The organism is Massilia suwonensis, from assembly GCF_042655665.1.
GTDB classification, from domain to species: Bacteria; Pseudomonadota; Gammaproteobacteria; order Burkholderiales; family Burkholderiaceae_D; genus Telluria; species Telluria suwonensis.
The window spans coordinates 397,282-417,136 of record NZ_JBHSMR010000001.1; the positions used below are offsets into that span (position 1 = coordinate 397,282).

Genomic DNA, 19,855 nt, shown 5'->3' on the forward strand with positions numbered 1-19,855 from the left:
CACGACAGCCACTGGCCGATGCGTAACGTAGGGCGGGCATGCCCGCGCGGATGTAAAACGACCGATAACGCGTCAGGCGACAGCCCCACTGCGTTCATGCACTTTCACGCCCGCCGCATAGGTGGCACGGACCGCGCGGTCGTCGCCCAGCAGCGCCAGCGCGAACAGCTGCTCTTCCAGCGAATTGCAGTGCACACTGCGGCGCTCGAGCAAAGGCGTGCACTTCGGATCGAGAACAATAAAATCCGCTTCCGCGCCGACCTTGAAACTGCCGATCGTGCCTTCCAGGTCCATCGCGCGCGCCGCGCCCAGGGTGGCGAGATAGAACATGCGCAGCGCCGGCAGGTAGCTGCCTTTCAGGCGCGCGACCTTATAGGCTTCGTTCATGGTCTGCAGCATCGAGAACGAGGTGCCGGCGCCGACGTCCGTCCCGAGCGTTACTTTCGCGCCGGCGCCGTCGGCCTTTTCGAAATCGAACAGGCCGCTGCCGAGGAACAGGTTCGAGGTCGGGCACACGGAAGCGGCCGAACCAGTGGCCGCCATGCGCGCGAAGTCCTCGTCGTCGAGCCAGATGCAGTGGCCGAACAGCGCGCGCGGGCGCATCAGGCCATAGCCGTCATACACGTCGAGGTAGCTGCGCGAGTCCGGGTACAGTTCGCGCACCCAGCTGCACTCGTCCTTGTTTTCCGAGACGTGGGTCTGGATGAAAGTGTCCGGCCAGGCCTTGGCCAGTTCGGCGATCGCGCCCAGCTGCGCCGGGGTCGAGGTCGGCGCGAAGCGCGGCGTGATCGCGTACAGCGAGCGCTTGTGCTTGTGCCACTTGTTGATCAGGGCTTCGCTGTCGCCCACCTGCCCTTCGACGTCGCGCAGGAAGTCCGGGCAGTTCCGGTCCATCAGCACTTTACCTGCCACCATGCGCAGGTTGCGCGCTTCGCTGGCTTCGAAGAAGGCGTCGACCGATTCGCGGTGCACGGTGCAGTAGACCACGGCGGTGGTGGTGCCGCAGCGGGCCAGTTCGTCGAGGAAGAACTCGGCGGTGGCGCGCGCATGCGCCGGGTCGCCGAACTGGCGCTCGGTCGGGAAGGTATAGGTGTCGAGCCAGGGCAGCAAACCAGGCGCCGGCGACGCGATCATGTCCGTCTGCGGGTAATGCAGGTGGGTGTCGATGAAGCCGGGCGTGATGATCTGGCCGCGGTAGTCGTGCGGTTCGAGGCCGGCCGGCAGCGTGGACACGAGCTGCGCATAATCGCCGGCGGCCTTGACGCGGCCGTCCTCGACGATCAGCAGGCCGTCCTGGTGCCAGGAATACGCCTCCTCCGTGAAGGCCGGGTCGGCGAGAAAATGCAGCAAGCTCGCACGGTAGGCTTGCACAGTGTGTGGTGCGGTGGACATCAGTTGGATTCCGGAGAATGGTGCAGGTGGCTGGCGGCGCCGTGTTCGGACGCCTCCCAGACGGTGAGCAGTTGCGCCGCGACCGATGCGGCGATCACGGCCGGCGCCTTGCCGGCGATGCCGGGCAGGCCGATCGGGCAGACCATGGATTCTATACGGTCCTTGCCGATGCCGCGCTCGCGCAGGCGGTGCTCGAACTGGCGGCGCTTGGTATCGGAGCCGATCAGGCCGAACCAGTCCGCGGCGGGGCGGGACAATATCGCAATCGACAGGCGCAGGTCAAGTGCGTGGCTGTGGGTCATGACCAGGAAGGTCGTTCCAGGAGCGGCTTCTTCCACCAGCACCTCGGGAATGTCGGTGGCTTCGATCGTGACGTTCGCCGGCACCGTGGCCGGGAACAGGTCCTCGCGCTCGTCGACCCAGGTGACGCGGCAAGGCAGCTCGCTGAGTGCGCGCACGATGGCGGCGCCGACGTGGCCGGCGCCGAACAGCATCAGGTGGGCGCGCGGGGCGAGCACGGCATCGGCGAGCCAGCGGCGGCCGTCGGCGTCGGTGAAGACGTGGGTGCCGAGAGTGCGGTCGAAGGCAGGGACAGGATCGCCCGCCAGTTGCACACCGTCGGTGTCAAACAGCGCCCACGTAGGGTGGACGGGTCCCCCGTCCACGCGTTCAGCGGACGCATGACCTTCCGATTGCGTGCCAACGCCACCGCTGGTTGAACGCGTGGACGGGAGACCCGTCCACCCTACCGGTATGACTCTGAATGTATCGGCGCTGCGGCGCGCATCGAGCAAGACCATCTGGTCGCGGTCGACCGGCTCGAAAACCAGATGCGCAATCCCGCCGCAGCACTGCCCCAGGCTCGGCCCGAGCGCGAAGCGCTCCAGCTTCGGCTGCCCACCGTCTTCCAGCATCCCGCGCGCGATCTCGATCGCGCGGTGCTCGAGGTGGCCGCCGCCGATGGTCCCCGCGAAGCCGTCGCGCTGCACGAGCATCTTCGCCCCCGGCTCGCGCGGCACGGAGCCTTCGACGATGGCGACCGTGACCAGCACGGCCGGCGCACGCAGCGCGGCGGTGAGCCAGTCGTCCATCACGCGCGGGAAGCGGCAGCTTCGACGAAGGCGATGGCGTCGAGGATCTCCTCGCTCGTCGCCGGCGCGTTCAGGGGCGGGTTGACGCGATGGCCGCCGACGCTGGAAACCGCGTCGCGGATCGCGAAGAAGACCGAGAACGGCAGCAGCAGCGGCGGCTCGCCCACGGCTTTCGAGCGGTGGATGCTGTCTTCGACGTTGCGGTTCTCGAACAGGCGCACGCGGAAGTCCTGCGGGCAGTCGGATACGCCCGGGATTTTATAAGTCGAGGGCGCGTGCGTCATCAGCTTGCCGCCCGGGTTCCACCATAGTTCCTCGGTGGTGAGCCAGCCCATGCCCTGGATGAAGGCGCCCTCCACCTGGCCGATGTCGATCGCGGGATTGAGCGAGTTGCCGGCATCATACAAAGCATCAGCGCGCAGCAGCTTCCATTCGCCGGTGAGCGTGTCCACCACGACTTCCGACACCGCCGCGCCGTAGGCAAAGTAGGAGAAGGGCCGGCCGTTCATGGTCTTGGCGTCCCAGGACAGGCCGGGGGTTGCATAAAACCCGTCGGACCAGAGCTGCACGCGCGCGAGATAGGCCTTCTGCACCAGGTGCGGGAACGGCACCTCGATGCCGTTGACGAACACGGTATCGGCTGCGAAGCGCACGTCGGCCAGCTCACCGCCGTATTGCGCCACCGCGAAGGCGGCCAGGCGCTCTTTGATTTGTCGCGCCGCGTCCTGCGCCGCCTTGCCGTTCAAATCGGCGCCGGTCGATGCCGCCGTGGCCGAGGTGTTCGCGACCTTGCTGGTATTGGTGGCGGTGGCGCGCACGTGATCCATGTCCACGCCCAGTTCGTGGGCGACGACCTGCATCACCTTGGTGTTGATGCCCTGCCCCATCTCGGTGCCGCCGTGGTTGACCATGATGGAGCCGTCCACGTACACGTGCACCAGCGCGCCCGCCTGGTTCAGGTGGGTGACGTTGAAGGCGATGCCGAACTTGACGGGCGTGAGCGCCAGGCCCTTCTTCAATACCGGGCTGCCGGCGTTGAAGGCGGCAATGGCGGCGCGCCGCGTGCGGTATTCGCTCGAGGTTTCGAGTTCGGCCACCAGTTCGTGGATGACGTTGTCGACCACGGCCTGGCCGTAGGGCGTGACGTTGCGCTCGGTCTTGCCGTAGAAATTCAGCTTGCGCACGTCGAGCGCGTCCATGCCGAGATTGCGCGCGATCTCGTCCAGCACGTATTCCATCGCGATCGCGCCCTGCGGACCGCCGAAGCCGCGGAAGGCCGTGTTCGACTGGGTATTGGTCTTGCCGCAGGCGGCGCGGATGTCGACGTCGCTCAGGTAATAGGCGTTGTCGTAGTGGCAGACGGCGCGCGTGGCGACCGGCCCGGACAAATCGGCCGAGAAGCCGGCGCGCGAGACCATGTCGACTTTCGCCGCCAAAATGCGTCCGGCGTCGTCGTAGCCGACTTCGTATTCGTAATAGAAACAGTGGCGCTTGCCGGTGACGAGCATGTCGTCGTCGCGGTCGGCGCGCAGCTTCACCGGACGCTTCAGTTTGTGCGCGGCGATCGCGGCGGCCGAGGCCCACAGCGCCGACTGCGACTCCTTGCCGCCGAAGCCGCCGCCCATGCGGCGGCACTCGACGACCACGTGGTGCGAATGCAGGCCGAGCGCATGCGCGACCACGTGCTGCATCTCGCTCGGGTGCTGGGTCGAGCACTGCACCAGCATGCCATTGTCTTCGCCGGGAATCGCGTAGGCGATCTGGCCTTCCAGGTAGAACTGCTCCTGGCCGCCGACGTACAGCTTGCCGGCCACCTTGCGCGGCGCGTTCGCGAAGGCGGTTTCGGCATCGCCGCGCGCCAGGCGCATCGGCGGCACGACATAGGACTTGGCGGCGTGCGCTTCCTGCGGCGTCAGGATGGCCGGCAGTTCTTCGTACTCGATCTTGGCGAGGCGCGCGGCGCGGCGGGCGTTGTCGTGCGTGTCGGCGACGACGATGAAGACCGGCTGGCCGACGTATTCCACCTTGCCGTCGGCGAGGATGGGGTCATCGTGGATGATGGGGCCGCAGTCATTCGTGCCGGGGATGTCCTTCACCGTCAGCACCGACACTACGCCGCGCGCCGCGCGCACGGGAGACAAGTCGAGCGAGACGATGTGGGCGTGCGGCTTGCTCGACAAACCGAGCGCCGCGTGCAGCGTGCCCGCCGTTTCGGCGATATCGTCGGTGTAGGTAGCCTGGCCGAGCACGTGCAGCGTGGCCGATTCGTGCGGCCGGGCGCGGCCGACCGCTGCCCACGCCGCCTGCTTGATTGCTGGTGCGCCTGCGTCGTTCATATGATTCTCCTTACGCCGCTGCGAATGCGTTGACTGCGGACGGCGGCAGTGGATTTTCCAGCCGCGTCTCGAGCCAGAAGCGGCGCAGCAGGTTCTGGGCCGTCTTCATGCGATAGCTGCTCGAGGCGCGCATGTCCGACAGCGGCGCGTAATCCTGGGCCAGCGCGGTCATGGCCTCCTTCAGCGCATCTTCGTTCCAGACGCGGCCCGTCAGTACGGCTTCCGCAGCTGCTGCGCGTTTCGGCGTGGCCGCCATGCCGCCGAAGGCGATGCGCGCTTCCTTCACGATCTCGCCATCGAGCGTCAGCGCGAACGCGGCGCAGACGGCCGAGATATCCTGGTCGAAGCGCTTGGCCAGTTTATAGGTACGGAAGCGCACGCCGGCCTGCGGCAGCGGTACGCGCAGGCTGGCCACGAATTCGTCCGCCTGCAAATCCTTTTGCTGATAGCCGAGATAGAAATCTTCCAGCGCCAGTTCGCGTGTCCCATTTGCGCCGCGCAGCACCAGGCGCGCACCGAGCGCGATCAGCCAGGGCATCGAGTCGCCGATCGGCGACCCGTTGGCGACATTCCCGCCCAGGGTGCCGGCATTGCGGATCGGGAGCGACGCGAAACGCTGCATCAGCTCGCCCAGCTCCTGCGGATAGTGGCGGCAGACGGCCGCGTAGGCATCCTGCAGCGTGACGCCGGCGCCGATCTCGAGGTAATTACCCTCTTCGCGCACGGATTTCAGCTCCGCCACGTTGCCGATATAAATGATGTCGTTCAGCTCGCGCATCTGCTTGGTGACCCAGAGGCCGACGTCGGTCGAGCCGGCCAGGATCAGCGCCTGCGGGTGGGCGGCGCGCAACGCGACAAGTTCGTCGAGCGTGCGCGGCGCGTGGAAGCTGCGGCCTTCATAGGAATACGAGCTGCCCGCGCCGCGCTGCAGGGCAAGCAGCTGCCCGGCCACCGCGGCGCGGTCGAAGTCGGCGCGCGGCAGTTCGACCATGCGCTGGGCCGCGTCGATGATCGGACGGTAGCCGGTGCAGCGGCACAGGTTGCCGGACAGGGCGTCGTCGATCTGGCAGCGCGAAGGAGCCGTGCCCTCCTGCTTCAGGTACATGCCCCACAGCGACATCGCGAAACCCGGCGTGCAGAAGCCGCACTGCGAGCCGTGGCACTCGACCAGCGCCTGCTGGACCGGGTGCAGTCGCCCGTCAGGCAGCTGCAGGTCTTCGACCGTGAACAAGGCCTTGCCGTCGAGCGTGGGCGTGAACTGGATGCAGGAATTGACCGCCTTCAGTTCCAGCTCGCCGTTCTCGAGCGAACCGACGACGACGGTGCAGGCGCCGCAATCGCCTTCGGCGCAGCCTTCCTTCGTGCCGGTGCAGCGCAGATCCTCCCGCAGGTGCTGCAGGATGGTTTGCGTCGGCGCCACGCCGGTCACTTCGTGAACGGCGTTGCGGAAATAAAAGCGGATCGGGTCGGCCATGCTTGTCTCGGATTGGGTCCAGCGTGAAGGATACCTTGTCGGAGCAAGAAGCAACTATGCACAGAAACTGATTTTGCTTATCATCAAACCGATATATCAGCTTGGGTACGGATGGGTGTTTCTCCAATGCTCGGCGATGTCGATCCGGCGCGCGATCCACACGTGTTTATGCTGCAACACGTAGTCGAGGAAACGCGCCAGCGCCGCGGCGCGCGCCGGCCGCCCGACGATGCGGCAATGCAGCCCGATCGAGAGCATTTTAGGCGCGTTCAGACCATTCGGGTCGCCTTCCGCATACAGCACGTCGAAGGCGTCTTTCAGATAATCGAAGAACTGGGTGCCGGAATTAAAACCCTGCGCGGCGGCAAAGCGCATGTCGTTGGTGTCGAGGGTATAGGGCACGACCAGGTGCGGCGTCTCGCGTTGCACACCGTCGGGACCGGTGTGCGCGACCTTCTGCCAGAACGGCAGGTCGTCGCCATAGTAATCGGCGTCGTAGACGAAGCCGCCATGCTCGACCACGAGGCGCCGGGTATTCGGCGAGTCGCGCCCCGTGTACCAGCCGAGCGGCGCCTCCCCGGTCAGCTCGCGCATGATGGCGACCGCTTCCGCCATGTGCGCACGCTCGGTCGCTTCGTCGACGTTTTGATAGGAAATCCAGCGCAGGCCGTGGCAGGCGATCTCGTGGCCGAGCTCGCGGAAGGCGGCCACGGCGTCCGGGTTGCGCTGCAGCGCCATCGCTACGCCGAAGACCGTCAGCGGCAGTTTTCGTTCCTCGAACATGCGCAGCAGACGCCACAGGCCGGCGCGCGAGCCATATTCATAGAGCGATTCCATGCTCATGTGGCGCATGGGGAAGGCTTGCGCCCCTATGATTTCGGATAAAAAAGTCTCCGAAAACGGATCGCCATGCAGCACCGCATTCTCGCCGCCTTCCTCGTAGTTGAGCACGAACTGCAGGGCGATCCGGGCCTGACCGGGCCACTGGGCATGGGGTGGCGTGCGGCCATAACCAACGAGGTCGCGTGGGTAATTGGTTTCCATGAAAGGTCCCGAGGATGAGGGGTATATCGCCGATCATATATTGACTGAACTTCATCAGTATATGATCAGAAGAATAGACATCTTCACCACGACCATATAGGGACTCCGATGGGCAAACTCAGCACCCATGTACTCGATACCGCGCACGGCCGCCCGGCTGCCGGCGTGGCGATCGCGCTGTATGCGCTCGAAGGCGACGCCCGCAAGCTGCTGGCCGAGGCGGCGACCAACGCCGACGGCCGTTGCGACGCCCCGCTGCTGTCCGGCGAGACGATGCAGGCGGGGCGCTACGAACTGGTGTTCGCAGCCGGCGATTATTTCCGCGCCCAGGGCGTGGCCCTGCCCGATCCGCCTTTCGTCGACCGCGTGACGATCGCCTTCGGCATCGCCGATCCGTCGCAGAACTACCACGTGCCGCTGGTGGTGACGCCCTGGTCGTACTCGACTTACCGGGGAAGTTGACGAGAGAAAACGGACGCCTGCGCCCGCAGGAAATTGCTATCCTGAGGATTCACGACAGGAGCGCCAATGGCTTTGCACATCGTTCATTTCATCGGACCGATCAACCATCATTCGGCATGCAGCGTCCGCAACCTGTGCCTGCAGGCATTGCAGAACGGGGCCACCGAGATCGAGCTGCACATGTCGACCGAAGGCGGCAACATGACGGCCGGCTTCGCGCTGTACTTCTTCCTGAAATCCCTGCCGATCCCGCTGACCACATTTAACATTGGCAGCATCGAGTCGGTCGGCGTCGTCATTTTCCTGGCCGGCAGTAAACGCTATGCCTGCCCGGGCGCACGCTTCCTCGTTCACCCCTTGCACTGGGGCTTCGGCAACCTGGTGGCGGCCGATCACTCGCGCGTGTCGGAATGGCGCGAATGCCTGGATTTCGATGCCGAACGCTATGCCGCCATCTTCGACGAGGCCACCCGCGGCGCCCCCGAAGCGCACGACATCCGCCCGCATCTCTTTGGAAACGCGCGTATCTACACGGCCGAGCAGGCCGTGCGCGCCGGCCTGATCGACGAAGCGGTCCAGGCCAGGCTGCCCGAAATGGGCGCCACCACCCACTGGTGGAATTGATCCATATCGATAAGCTTAGGTAATCGTTAACAGAAAGAACCGGATTACTGGTTCTGCTGTTTCGTCGATACAACATCACACATTGTAACAACAGTATTTAGCACTCGGCGGCTTGCTTTGACTTGTCAGTACTTTTGCCTGATGGATACAATCATTTCCGTCATTTCACGTTTCATCACATCTGACACGCCAAAAGAAGAAGTAAATCTTATAAACGCAGTATCTGTTACAGGTTGTCTTATGAATAAGCAGATTATCGCCGCCGCCCTGGCTTTGCCGCTGGCACTCTCGTCGGCCTTTGCGCAAGAAGCGCAAGGCCCTTCGGTCAAGATCAGTGGTTTCGGCACCGGCGCCCTCACCTGGACCAACACCGACCAGGCCGAATTCAGCCGTCCGAACCAGGCTTCCGGCGTCAAGAAAAGCCCGCGCACCGGCGTGGATTCGAACCTCGGCCTGCAGGCCGACATCGGCGTCAACAGCTGGCTCTCCTTTACCGCCCAGGGCCTGGTGCGCCGCGATGCCGAAGAAGAATACGGCGCGGAACTGGGCTGGGCCTTCGCCAAGGCCAAGATCAACGACCAGTTCAGCGTGCGCGTCGGCCGTATCGGCCTGCCGGCATTCATGATCTCGGACTACCGCAACGTCGGCTACGCCAACAACTTCCTGCGTCCGCCGGTCGAGATGTACTCGCAGGTGCCGTTCAATAGCCTCGACGGCATCGACGCCACCTGGCAGCACAGCTTCGGCGACACCACCCTCACCGGCCAGCTCGCCTTCGGCGGCGCCGAAGCCCCGATCACCGGCGACCTGACCGCGCGCGGCAAGAAGATGAGCGCCGTGAACGTCGTCGCCGAACACGGCCCGTTCACCGCCCGCCTCGGCCGCGTCGACGCCACCGTGTCGATCTACGGCAACGGCCCGAGCAACGTGCGCCTGGGCACCCTGCTGACCGGCCTGCGTACCTTCGGCACCGCCCTGCGCGCGCCGCAGCTGACCGAGATGGCCAACCAGCTCGCAGCCGACGAAAAGAAAGCCTCGTTCACCTCGGTGGGCCTGGGCATGGACTGGAACGACATCGTCGTCCAGACCGAATTCGCCAAGCGCAAGGTCGATGCCTACGTCAACGACACCAGCTCGTGGTACGTGATGGGCGGCTACCGTATCGGCAAATTCCTGCCGTACGTCATCCAGAGCAAGGTCAAGATCGACGGCACCGTGGCCAACGTCGTGCCGGCCACCTGCCCGGTCGCCAGCCCGGCCGTCTGCGGCCAGCTCGCTGCACTGCGCGCCGGCGCCAACGCCCTGCCGTACACCGGCGTGGGCCAGGGCGAGTCGAGCACCACCTCGATCGGCATGCGTTGGGACTTCTACCGCTCGCTGGCCCTGAAGGCGCAGATCGACCGCGTCAAGCCGGCCGTCGGCAGCGGCCTGCTGCTGAACGCCGCGCCGGGCTTCAACAAAGATGTCACCGTCGGCGCCGTGGCGATCGACTTCGTTTTCTAAGGAACGCGCCATGAACAAACTCCTGAAAGCGGCCCTTGCCGCAGCCATCCTCGGCGCCTCGCTGCCGGCACTGGCCGAAGTGGTCGTCGTGGTGAACCCGAAGGCGGCTGAAGCGACCATGACGAAGGACCAGGTTGCCCAGTTCTTCCTCGGTAAATCGAGCGCCATGACCCCGGTCGACCAGCCTGAAGACGCCGCCATCCGTGGCGAGTTCTACAAGAAGGTCACCGACAAGGACGCCTCGCAAGCCAAGGCCCTGTGGTCGAAGCTGGTCTTCACCGGCAAAGCCACGATGCCGAAGGAAGTCGCCAACAGCGCCGCCGTCAAGGCCGCCGTTGCCGCCAACCCGAAGGCGATCGGCTACATGGAAAAGAGCGCCGTCGACGCCACCGTCAAGGTTGTCTACACCGCGCCGTAAACAAAGGAACAGGGAGCCGCGCTCCCTCTGTCCAGGCCCTGCCCGCTTCCCAGCCGGCGGGGCTTTTTAGCTGAAAGCATCCGTAGCACGGGCCAATCACAAGCAGCGAATCGAGAGAGAGACGAACAGCATGAGCATCAAGCGCAGGATCTGGGCACTTCCGGTCATTTCGACCCTGATTTTCGGCCTCGGCGTAGGCGTCAGCGCGAGCATCGCGAACAAGGCCCTGGACTCGATCCATTCGACCGAAAAGGCCGACTACCCGGTGCTCGACGCATCGAAGGCCCTCACCCTCGAAGTCAAGGACATCACCGACGGCCTGATGGACGCCGTCAGCGAAGGCGACAAGGCGCGTATCGACGAGATGGGCAAGCAGGCCGAGGCCGTGCGCGCCCACCTGAAAGCTTTCAGCGCGATCGAAGGCCAGGCCGCGAACGGCGAGCGCCTGCTCAAGGAATTCAACGATTATTACGCGCCGGCGCTGTCGGCTGCGCGCATCATGCTCGAACTCGAGCAGGGCGACGCGCAGGCCGTGGTGCCGAAGATGCAAAGCACCCTGGCCACCCTCAACAAGGACCTGGAGCAGACCCAGGTCAAGGCCCAGGAACAGTTCAAGGCCGGCATCGCCAGCAGCGAGGCGAACGTGCGCCGCGTGCTGTGGACCATGATCCTTACCGCCCTGGTCGTGATCCTGAGCCTGGCCGTGGTGTCCTGGTTCGTGGTGCGCGCCATCTGGCACCAGCTGGGCGGCGAGCCGGAATATGCGCGCGAGATCGCCCGCGCGGTGGCCGCCGGCGACCTGGCGATGGACATCCGCACCGAAGCGAGCGACAGCACCAGCCTGCTGGTGGCGCTGAAAGACATGCGTGCGCGCCTAGCCACGATGGTCGCCGAGATCAAGAACTCGGCCGAGACGATCGCGGTGGCCAGCGCCGAAATCGCCAGCGGCAACGCGGATCTCGCCGGCCGCACCGAATCGCAGGCCGCCAACCTGGAGCGCACCGCGCGCGCCATGGACGAGCTGACCGGCGCCGTGCGCCAGAACGCGGCGAATGCCAACGAAGCGAACGCGCTGGTCGTCTCCGCCACCGACATCGCCACCCGTGGCGGCCAGGTCGTGGGCGGCGTGGTCAGCACCATGGGCGACATCAACACCTCGGCCAAGAAGATCGTCGAGATCATTTCCGTCATCGACGGCATCGCCTTCCAGACCAACATCCTGGCGCTGAACGCGGCGGTCGAAGCGGCGCGCGCCGGCGAACAGGGCCGCGGCTTTGCGGTCGTGGCCGGCGAAGTGCGCAGCCTGGCCCAGCGTTCGGCTGCGGCGGCGAAAGAGATTAAGGAACTGATCGGCGACTCGGTCTCGAAGGTCAACGCCGGCAGCGCGCTGGTCGACCAGGCCGGCGTGACCATGGGCCAGATCGTCGACTCGGTCAGGAAGGTGCACGACATCATGGCCGAGATCACCATGGCCGGCCAGCGCCAGAGCGAAGGCATCGAGGACATCGGCCGCGCGATCGACAGCATGGACGAGATGACCCAGCAGAACTCGGCCCTGGTCGAGGAAGCCTCGGCGGCGGCGGAATCGCTGACCGAGCAGACCACGCAGCTGACTGGCGCCCTGTCGGTGTTCAAGCTGGCCGACGGCGGCGAAGCCCCAGTGCTGAATACGCGTCCGGCAGCGCTGGCCCTGCGTTAAATACGGCACTGCTTTGTGCGAATCGATACCGGCGCCCGAGGGCGCCGGTATTGTTTTGGGCGGCGATATCGCAATGTTCACACCGCTTGACGCGCCGCTAACACCCGTAATCGAAACGCCAACAAACCCCGCGCTACGGGGCGTCATGGCATTTCGACTACGTGGTAAGCATGCCTCGTCACCCTGTTGAAACGCTTTACAAACTTGATGCCTGTAGGCATCATCCGAGGAGTCTGCCGCCTTGGGCGGCCCCTCGGCTTTCCTCTCATAACACGGCTCATATGGCAGCAGTCCTCCCCAACGCGACCCCAGGCACCCAGTTGTCCGGGCTTGCGCGCGCGCTGGTGCAGGCCGGGCGCCTGACGGCCCAGCAGGCCGAGGCGCTGCAGAAGAAGGCCGCGGGCGACCGCACTGCCCTGATCGACGCCATCATCGCCGAGCGCGCGCTCGATGCCGCCTCCCTGGCCGCCTTCTGCGCCGAGACCTTCGGCTACCCGCTGTTCGACCTGTCGGCCTTCAGCATCGAGTCGCTGCCGGAAGCGGCCATCGACGCCAAGCTGATGGCGGCCCAGCGCGTGATTGCCCTGGCCAAGCGCGGCAACCGCCTGTCGGTGGCCATCTCCGACCCGACCAATACCCAGGCACTGGACCAGATCAAGTTCCAGAGCGAGGCCGCGGTCGAGCCGGTGATCGTCGCCCACGACGCCCTGCTGGCGCTGCTGGCCAACCTGACCAAGAGCGCCGAGCAGTCCCTGGGCGACCTGGTGGGCGAGGAAGGCGACATCGAGTTCGCCGAGGAAGAGCAGGCTGCCGCGCCGGTGGAAGCCACCACCGAAGTCGAAGACGCGCCGATCGTGCGCTTCCTGAACAAGATCCTGATGGACGCCGTGTCGCTGGGCGCCTCCGACATCCACTTCGAGCCTTTCGAGAAGTTCTACCGCATCCGCATGCGCGTGGACGGCGTGCTGCGCGACCACGCCACGCCGCCGCTCGCGATCCGCGACAAGCTGGTCTCGCGCATCAAGGTGCTGGCCAAGCTCGACATCTCGGAAAAGCGCGTGCCGCAGGACGGCCGCATGCGCCTGATCCTGTCCGCCACCCGCACCATCGACTTTCGAGTCAGCACGCTGCCCACGCTGTTCGGCGAAAAGACCGTCATGCGTATCCTGGACGCGACCCAGGCGCAGATGGGCATCGATTCGCTCGGCTACGATCCGGACCAGAAGGCGATCCTGCTGGACGCCATCTCGCGTCCCTACGGCATGGTGCTGGTGACGGGGCCGACCGGTTCCGGCAAGACGGTCTCGCTGTACAGCTGCCTGAACGTGCTGAATAAACCAGGCATCAACATCTCGACCGCGGAAGACCCGGCCGAGATCAACCTGCCCGGCGTGAACCAGGTCAACGTCAACGACAAGGCCGGACTGACCTTCCCGGTGGCCCTGAAATCCTTCCTGCGCCAGGATCCCGACATCATCATGGTCGGCGAGATCCGGGATCTGGAAACGGCGGACATCGCGATCAAGGCCGCGCAGACCGGCCACATGGTGTTCTCGACCCTGCACACCAACGATGCGCCTTCGACCCTGACGCGCCTGATGAACATGGGCGTGGCGCCCTTCAATATCGCCTCCTCGGTGATCCTGATCACGGCCCAGCGCCTGGCGCGCCGCCTGTGCACCTGCAAGCAGCCCCTCGAGATGGGCCGCGAGGCCCTGCTCGCCGCCGGCTACCGCGAAGGCGACCTGCAGGACGACTGGAAGCCCTACGGCCCGGTCGGCTGCGAACGCTGCCTCGGCTCCGGCTACAAGGGCCGCGTCGGCATCTACCAGCTCATGCCGATCACCCCGGCGATCGAGGAACTGATCCTCGCGCACGGCAACTCGATGCAGATCGCCGCCCAGGCCGAGAAGGACGGCGTGAATTCGCTGCGCCGCTCCGGCCTGATGAAAGTGAAACAGGGGCTGACCAGCCTCGAAGAAGTACTCGGCTGCACCAACGAATAGCGAATACAGGATCAACATGGCTACCTCCCTCTCCACCCGAAGCCGCGGCGGCGCGCAAGTCAAGGAAGCGGTCTACGCCTGGGAAGGCAAGGACAAGTCCGGCAAGACCGTGCGCGGTGAGCTGCGCGCCGGCGGCGAGGCCATCGTCAACGTGACCCTGCGCCGCCAGGGCATCATGGTCACCAAGGTCAAGAAGAAGATCTACCGCAGCGGCAAGAAGATCACCGACAAGGACCTGACCATGTTCACGCGCCAGCTGGCGACGATGATGAAGGCCGGCGTGCCGCTGCTGCAGGCCTTCGACATCGTCGGCAAGGGCCATGCGAATCCGTCGATGTCGAAACTCGTGCTCGACATCCGCGGCGACATCGAGACCGGCACCAGCCTGAACAACGCCTTCCGCAAGTACCCGCGCTATTTCGACCCGCTGTTCTGCAACCTGGTCGGCGCCGGCGAACAGGCCGGCATCCTGGAAGACCTGCTGCACCGCCTGGCCGTCTACAAGGAAAAGACGCTGGCCCTGAAGGCCAAGATCAAGTCCGCCCTCACCTACCCGATCGCCATTCTCGCGGTCGCCTTCATCGTGGTCGCCGTGATCATGATCTGGGTGGTCCCGGCCTTTAAATCCGTGTTCGCCAGCTTCGGCGCCGACCTGCCGGCGCCGACCCTGATGGTGATGAGCATGTCGGAATTCTTCGTCGAATGGTGGTACCTGATCTTCGGTACGATCTTCGGCTCGATCTACTTCTTCTTCCAGTCCTGGCGCCGCTCCTTGAAGATGCAGCAGGCCATGGACCGCCTGCTGCTGCGCCTGCCGATCTTCGGCGACGTGATCCGCAAGGCCACCATCGCGCGCTGGACGCGCACCCTGGCCACCATGTTCGCCGCCGGCGTGCCCCTGGTCGAAGCGCTCGACTCGGTCGGCGGGGCTTCGGGCAACGCGGTCTACCTCGACGCCACGCGGCGCATCCAGACGGAGGTCTCGACCGGCACCAGCCTGACGGTGGCGATGCAGAACGTGAACGTGTTCCCGAGCCTGGTGACCCAGATGGTCGCCATCGGCGAGGAATCCGGCGCGCTGGACGGCATGCTCGGTAAAGTCGCCGACTTCTTCGAGGAAGAAGTCGACGAGGCGGTGAGCGCGCTGTCCTCGCTGATGGAGCCGATGATCATGGTCATCCTGGGCGTCCTGATCGGCGGGCTGGTGGTGGCGATGTATCTGCCGATCTTCAAGCTGGGGTCGGTGGTGTAAGGTCGAAACGACTGCGAGAAGGCGAGTTCCGGCAATGGTGCGGACCGGCTACTGCCCGGTCTCCCGCGCCAGCGCCACGAAGGCGTGCAGATAGTCGACATCCCAATCCGCTTCCCGCGCCCCCAGGTGGATGTGCTTCCGGATCCCGCCTGGCCCCAGCCGCAGGGTGCGCAGTTCCAGCTGCGGCGCGTAATCCGTCACCAGCCATTTCGGCAGCGCCGCCACGCCGCGGCCGCTGGCCACCATCTGCAGCATGATGTCGGTCGTCTCGATCGTCTTGTGCCTGCGCGGCGCGCATTTCGCGGGCAGCAGGAACAGGTTGTAGATGTCGAGGCGGTCGATCGGCACCGGGTAGCTGATCAGGGTTTCCTCGGCCAGCTGCTCCGGGCTCACCTCTTCCTGTCCCGCCCAGCGGTGCGCCTTGTGCACCACCAGCACCTGCTCGTAGCCGAACACGGGTTCGAAGCGCAAGCCTGGCCGCAGCACGGGGTCGGGCGTCACCACCAGGTCGATCTCGTGGCCGAGCAGCGCGCCGATGCCGCCGAACTGGAATTTCTGCTTCACGTCCACGTCCACCAGCGGCCAGGCCGCAAGATACGGCGACACCACTTTCAACAGCCACTGATAGCAGGGATGGCACTCCATCCCGATACGCAGCGTGCCGCGCTGGCCCTGCGCGAATTGCAGCAGCTGCTCCTCGGCCAGCAGCATCTGCGGCAGCAGGCGCTGGGCCACGGCGTACAGATACTCGCCGGCCTGGGTCAGGCGCAGGTTGCGCCCTTCGCGCACCCAGATCTCGGTGCCGGCCTGCTGTTCCAGCTTGCGCATGCTGTGGCTGAGCGCCGACTGGGTCACGTGCAGGGCATCGGCCGCGGCCGTGACCGACCCCAGCCGCTTGAGTTCGACCAGGATCTTCAGGTGGATACGCTCGAGCATATATGAATGAAATCGATGGATATGTGAAAAACGACCATTTTACTTCATCGATTCGCAGCTCTAGCATGGCCATGTTGATAATCCTGAAGGAACACGCATGACCATCATTCACAACCTCGGCTTTCCACGCATCGGCGCCGGGCGCGAACTGAAATTCGCGCTGGAGTCCTACTGGAAGGGCGAATCCTCGCGCGCCGCGCTCGAGACCCAGGGCGCAGTGCTGCGCCAACGCCACTGGCAGCAGCAGGCCGGCCTCGACCTGGTGCCGGTGGGCGACTTCTCGTTCTACGACCAGGTGCTCGACATGAGTTTTACGCTGGGACACCTGCCCGAACGCGTGCGCGGCTTCCATGGCGACGCACTCGACAATTACTTCCGGGTGGCGCGCGGGCGCTCGGCTGCGTCGACCGACGAGCACCACGGCTGCTGCGGCGGCGTCGCGGCCGGCGAGATGACCAAGTGGTTCGATACCAACTACCACTACATCGTGCCGGAATTCGACGCCGGCACCGTGTTCGCGCTCGATGCGTCGCGCCTGCTCGGGCAGCTGGCCGAAGCGCGCCGAGAGGGCGTGAAAGCCAAGCCGGTGATCATCGGTCCGGTGACCTATCTCGCGCTCGGCAAGACCCGGGACGACTCCGACAAGCTGGCCCTGCTGCCCGCGCTGCTCGACGTCTACGCCCAGCTGCTGGAGACCCTGGCCGCGCAAGGCGTGGAGTGGGTGCAGGTCGACGAGCCGCTGCTGGTGACGGAGCTGGACCAGGACTGGCAGCACGCCTTCAACTTCGCCTATCACCAGCTGAAAGCGTGCCGCGTAAAACTGCTGGTGGCGAGCTACTTCGGCCCCTTGCAGGAAAACCGCTACCTGGCGGCGAACCTGCCGGTGGCGGGACTGCACGTCGACGCGACGCACGGCCAGGAAGACATCCTGTCGCTGCTGAACCTGCTTCCAGACCACAAGGTGCTGTCGCTGGGCGTCATCAACGGCCGCAACATCTGGAAGACCGACCTGAACGCCGTGCTGGACTGGCTGGAGCCGGTGGCGGCCCGTCTCGGCGGCCAGCTGTGGCTGGCCCCGTCCTGCTCGCTCCTGCACGTGCCGGTGGACCTGGAGGGCGAACAGAAACTCGACGCCGACATCCGGTCCTGGCTCGCCTTCGCCCTGCAGAAGCTGGACGAATTGCAGGTGCTGGCCGAGGCGCTGCGCGGCGGACGGACCGCGGTTCGGGAAGCATTGGCTGCGAACGCGGCGGCGCTGGCCGCGCGCCGCGCCTCGCCGCGCGTGACCAATCCGGCCGTGCAGGCGGCGGTGGCCGCCATCGACGCCGGCCTGGGCGCGCGCCGCAGCAGCCATGGGGTGCGCAGCGCGGCACAGGCGGCCCTGCTGCAACTGCCCGCCTACCCGACAACGACCATCGGCTCCTTCCCGCAGACGGCGGAGATCCGCCAGGCGCGCAGCGCATTCAGGGCCGGCACGCTCGCTCACGCGGACTACAATGCGGCGATGCGGGCGGAGATCGCGCGCAGCGTGCGCGAGCAGGAAGCGCTGGGACTGGACGTGCTGGTCCATGGCGAGGCCGAGCGCAACGACATGGTCGAATACTTCGGCGAACAGCTGGAGGGCTATGCCTTCAGCCAGTCCGGCTGGGTGCAGTCCTATGGCTCGCGCTGCGTAAAGCCGCCCATCCTGTTCGGCGACATCAGCCGTCCGCGGGCGATGACGGTGGAGTGGATCGCCTACGCGCAGTCGCTGACCGCGAAACCGATGAAGGGCATGCTGACCGGCCCGGTGACGATCCTGAACTGGTCCTTCGTGCGCGACGACCAGCCGCGCGCCCTCTCCTGCAGGCAGCTGGCGCTGGCGATCCGGGCCGAGGTGCTCGACCTGGAGCGGGCCGGCGTGCGCGTCATCCAGATCGACGAGGCGGCGCTGCGCGAAGGCCTGCCCCTGCGCAGGTCGGAATGGAAGGCCTGTCTCGACTGGGCGGTCGACGCTTTCCGCATCGCGGCCAACGGCGTGCGCGACGAGACGCAGATCCATACCCACATGTGCTACGCGGAGTTCAACGACATCATCGCGGCAATCGCCGCCATGGATGCGGACGTGATCACGATCGAGACCTCGCGCTCGAACATGGAACTGCTCGACGCCTTCGACGATTTCAAGTATCCGAACGAGATCGGCCCCGGCGTCTACGACATCCACTCGCCGAACATCCCGAGCCAGGAGCAGATCGTGGGCCTGATGCGCAAGGCGGCCGAACGCATCCCGGCCGGGCGCCTGTGGGTCAATCCGGACTGCGGCCTCAAAACACGCCAGTGGGCCGAAGTGCTGCCCGCGCTGGGCAACATGGTGGCGGCGGCCAGGACCCTGCGCGCCGGGCTGGCCGCGTAAGCGCCGGCGCCGTCAGCGGCCGAGGCGCTCCATGAAGGCCCCGAGCCGCCCGATCGCCTCGCGCAGGTTGCCGGCGCTGGCCGCATACGACAGGCGTACGTAGCGGTCCGCGCCGCAGTGTCCAAAATCCTTGCCCGGGGTGAGCGCCACGTGCGCCTCTTCCAGCACACGCTCGCAGAACTGCCAGGAAGTCAGGCCGGTTCCGCTGACGTCGAAGTAGACGTAGAAGGCGCCGTCCGGCGGCACCGGCACCGGCAAGCCGATCCCCGCAAGACCTTCCAGCACCAGCGCGCGGCGCCGGCCGAACTCGACCCGGCGCTCTTCGCAGACGGCCAGCGACTCCGGCGTGAAGCAGGCCAGCGCCGCCTGCTGCGACAGGTGCGAGGCGCAGATGTAATAGTTCTGGGCCAGGCGCTCCATGGTCGGCACCATCGCTTCCGGTACCACGGCCCAGCCCAGGCGCCAGCCCGTCATGCCGAAATATTTCGAGAAGCTGTTGATGACGATCGCGCCTGCGTCGAAGGCGAGCACGGTCTGCGGTGGACGTCCGGACGCATCGCGGTCGCCCAGGTTCAGATAGATCTCGTCGACGATGCGCCAGGCGTCGTTCTCGCGCGCCCAGTCGCAGATCGCGCGCAGTTCCTCCGGCGGCACCGAGGTGCCGGTCGGGTTCGAGGGAGTCGCGATCATCAGGCCTTGCGTCTGCGCCGTCCAGTTGGCGCGCACGCTGGCGGCATCCAGCTGAAAACGGCTGGCGGCATCGGTGGCGACCAGCTTCACGTTCGCGCCGAAGCTGCTCAGGAACTGGCGGTTGCAGGGATACGAAGGATCGCCGACCAGCACCTCGTCTCCCCCGTCGACCAGGGCCGCCGTCACCAGCAGTAGCGCGGCAGAGGCGCCGGCGGTGACGATGATCCGGTGCGGATCGATGCTGACGCCATGCTCCTGCAAGTAAAAATTGGCGATGGCCTGGCGCAGGGGCGCGATGCCCAGGGCCGCCGTGTAGGGCAGCGAACCGCCCTCCACCGCCGTGCGAGCTGCTTCGAGGACTGCGGGCGGCGGACCGAAATCGGGTTCGCCGAGACTGAGCTTGATGACCTGGTGCCCTTGCGCTTCCAGGGCGGCGGCGCGCTTGCCGAATTCCATGGCGAAGAAGGGATCGACTGCGAGTGCGCGTTGGGAGATTTTCATGGCGATTCTTTGCGTGACGGCTGTGGATCAGG

The 19,855-nt window shown here is 65.7% G+C and carries 15 protein-coding genes; 8 read left to right on the forward strand and 7 right to left on the reverse strand.

Annotation, left to right across the window (positions count from 1 at the left end; all coding sequences use genetic code 11):
- Window positions 1-72: 72 nt before the first annotated feature.
- The 5 genes from guaD to puuE all read right to left on the reverse strand — a co-directional run bounded on the left by guaD (window position 73) and on the right by puuE (window position 7,337).
- Window positions 73-1,392 (reverse strand): guanine deaminase, encoded by a 1,320-nt coding sequence (gene guaD, locus ACFPQ5_RS01705; protein ID WP_379751285.1) that lies wholly within the window; start codon window positions 1,390-1,392, stop codon window positions 73-75.
- A complete protein-coding gene (xdhC, locus tag ACFPQ5_RS01710; RefSeq protein WP_379751287.1) occupies window positions 1,392-2,483 on the reverse strand; it encodes a xanthine dehydrogenase accessory protein XdhC in 1,092 nt (363 codons plus the stop codon). Before xdhC ends, guaD begins: the two co-directional genes overlap by 1 nt.
- On the reverse strand, window positions 2,483-4,819 hold the full coding sequence (gene xdhB / locus ACFPQ5_RS01715) for a xanthine dehydrogenase molybdopterin binding subunit (protein WP_379751289.1): 2,337 nt from the start codon (window positions 4,817-4,819) through the stop codon (window positions 2,483-2,485). The genes xdhC and xdhB overlap by 1 nt, the downstream gene beginning before the upstream one ends.
- Before the next feature lie 10 nt (window positions 4,820-4,829).
- Entirely contained in the window at window positions 4,830-6,293 is a 1,464-nt protein-coding gene (gene xdhA, locus ACFPQ5_RS01720) for a xanthine dehydrogenase small subunit (RefSeq protein ID WP_379751291.1), read from the reverse strand.
- Window positions 6,294-6,389: 96 nt separating this feature from the next.
- Window positions 6,390-7,337, reverse strand: a complete 948-nt coding sequence (gene puuE / locus ACFPQ5_RS01725) for an allantoinase PuuE (protein ID WP_379751293.1) — start codon at window positions 7,335-7,337, stop codon at window positions 6,390-6,392.
- Window positions 7,338-7,445: 108 nt separating this feature from the next.
- On the opposite strand from puuE, the gene uraH reads away from it, so the two are divergent.
- The 7 genes from uraH (at window position 7,446) to ACFPQ5_RS01760 (ending at window position 15,301) form a co-directional block, all read left to right on the forward strand.
- Window positions 7,446-7,799, forward strand: a complete 354-nt coding sequence (uraH, locus tag ACFPQ5_RS01730; protein ID WP_379751295.1) for a hydroxyisourate hydrolase — start codon at window positions 7,446-7,448, stop codon at window positions 7,797-7,799.
- 66 nt (window positions 7,800-7,865) lie between these two features.
- A complete protein-coding gene (locus tag ACFPQ5_RS01735) occupies window positions 7,866-8,423 on the forward strand; it encodes a ClpP family protease (protein WP_379751297.1) in 558 nt (185 codons plus the stop codon).
- 240 nt (window positions 8,424-8,663) lie between these two features.
- Entirely contained in the window at window positions 8,664-9,926 is a 1,263-nt protein-coding gene (locus ACFPQ5_RS01740) for a hypothetical protein (RefSeq protein WP_379751299.1), read from the forward strand.
- 10 nt (window positions 9,927-9,936) lie between these two features.
- The gene (locus tag ACFPQ5_RS01745) at window positions 9,937-10,344 is read left to right on the forward strand and encodes a hypothetical protein (RefSeq protein WP_379751301.1); all 408 of its coding nucleotides are present in this window, start codon (window positions 9,937-9,939) and stop codon (window positions 10,342-10,344) included.
- A gap of 130 nt (window positions 10,345-10,474) precedes the next feature.
- Entirely contained in the window at window positions 10,475-12,043 is a 1,569-nt protein-coding gene (locus tag ACFPQ5_RS01750; protein WP_379751303.1) for a methyl-accepting chemotaxis protein, read from the forward strand.
- 281 nt (window positions 12,044-12,324) lie between these two features.
- A complete protein-coding gene (gene pilB / locus ACFPQ5_RS01755) occupies window positions 12,325-14,049 on the forward strand; it encodes a type IV-A pilus assembly ATPase PilB (protein ID WP_379751305.1) in 1,725 nt (574 codons plus the stop codon).
- A 16-nt stretch (window positions 14,050-14,065) separates the two neighbouring features.
- Window positions 14,066-15,301: a type II secretion system F family protein gene (locus ACFPQ5_RS01760; protein ID WP_379751308.1), complete on the forward strand. Its 1,236-nt coding sequence runs from the start codon at window positions 14,066-14,068 to the stop codon at window positions 15,299-15,301.
- A gap of 48 nt (window positions 15,302-15,349) precedes the next feature.
- Here ACFPQ5_RS01760 and ACFPQ5_RS01765 read toward each other — a convergent pair whose 3' ends face one another.
- Window positions 15,350-16,237: a LysR family transcriptional regulator gene (locus tag ACFPQ5_RS01765; RefSeq protein ID WP_379751310.1), complete on the reverse strand. Its 888-nt coding sequence runs from the start codon at window positions 16,235-16,237 to the stop codon at window positions 15,350-15,352.
- A 97-nt stretch (window positions 16,238-16,334) separates the two neighbouring features.
- Here ACFPQ5_RS01765 and metE point away from each other — a divergent pair, with 97 nt between their 5' ends.
- A complete protein-coding gene (gene metE / locus ACFPQ5_RS01770) occupies window positions 16,335-18,632 on the forward strand; it encodes a 5-methyltetrahydropteroyltriglutamate--homocysteine S-methyltransferase (RefSeq protein WP_379751312.1) in 2,298 nt (765 codons plus the stop codon).
- Between the two features lie 12 nt (window positions 18,633-18,644).
- Here the strand turns inward: metE and ACFPQ5_RS01775 are convergent, their stop codons facing one another.
- Window positions 18,645-19,823: a pyridoxal phosphate-dependent aminotransferase gene (locus ACFPQ5_RS01775; protein ID WP_379751313.1), complete on the reverse strand. Its 1,179-nt coding sequence runs from the start codon at window positions 19,821-19,823 to the stop codon at window positions 18,645-18,647.
- Window positions 19,824-19,855 lie beyond the last annotated feature (32 nt).

Bases quoted from the DNA above. Each gene is read 5' to 3' on its own strand.
- ACFPQ5_RS01765 (WP_379751310.1), bottom strand. From the start codon at position 16,237: ATGCTCGAGCGTATCCACCTGAAGATCCTGGTCGAACTCAAGCGGCTG.
- ACFPQ5_RS01775 (WP_379751313.1), bottom strand. From the start codon at position 19,823: ATGAAAATCTCCCAACGCGCACTCGCAGTCGATCCCTTCTTCGCCATG.
- puuE (WP_379751293.1), bottom strand. From the start codon at position 7,337: ATGGAAACCAATTACCCACGCGACCTCGTTGGTTATGGCCGCACGCCA.
- xdhA (WP_379751291.1), bottom strand. From the start codon at position 6,293: ATGGCCGACCCGATCCGCTTTTATTTCCGCAACGCCGTTCACGAAGTG.
- xdhB (WP_379751289.1), bottom strand. From the start codon at position 4,819: ATGAACGACGCAGGCGCACCAGCAATCAAGCAGGCGGCGTGGGCAGCG.
- xdhC (WP_379751287.1), bottom strand. From the start codon at position 2,483: ATGGACGACTGGCTCACCGCCGCGCTGCGTGCGCCGGCCGTGCTGGTC.
- guaD (WP_379751285.1), bottom strand. From the start codon at position 1,392: ATGTCCACCGCACCACACACTGTGCAAGCCTACCGTGCGAGCTTGCTG.
- ACFPQ5_RS01750 (WP_379751303.1), top strand. From the start codon at position 10,475: ATGAGCATCAAGCGCAGGATCTGGGCACTTCCGGTCATTTCGACCCTG.
- uraH (WP_379751295.1), top strand. From the start codon at position 7,446: ATGGGCAAACTCAGCACCCATGTACTCGATACCGCGCACGGCCGCCCG.
- ACFPQ5_RS01735 (WP_379751297.1), top strand. From the start codon at position 7,866: ATGGCTTTGCACATCGTTCATTTCATCGGACCGATCAACCATCATTCG.
- metE (WP_379751312.1), top strand. From the start codon at position 16,335: ATGACCATCATTCACAACCTCGGCTTTCCACGCATCGGCGCCGGGCGC.
- ACFPQ5_RS01740 (WP_379751299.1), top strand. From the start codon at position 8,664: ATGAATAAGCAGATTATCGCCGCCGCCCTGGCTTTGCCGCTGGCACTC.
- ACFPQ5_RS01745 (WP_379751301.1), top strand. From the start codon at position 9,937: ATGAACAAACTCCTGAAAGCGGCCCTTGCCGCAGCCATCCTCGGCGCC.
- ACFPQ5_RS01760 (WP_379751308.1), top strand. From the start codon at position 14,066: ATGGCTACCTCCCTCTCCACCCGAAGCCGCGGCGGCGCGCAAGTCAAG.
- pilB (WP_379751305.1), top strand. From the start codon at position 12,325: ATGGCAGCAGTCCTCCCCAACGCGACCCCAGGCACCCAGTTGTCCGGG.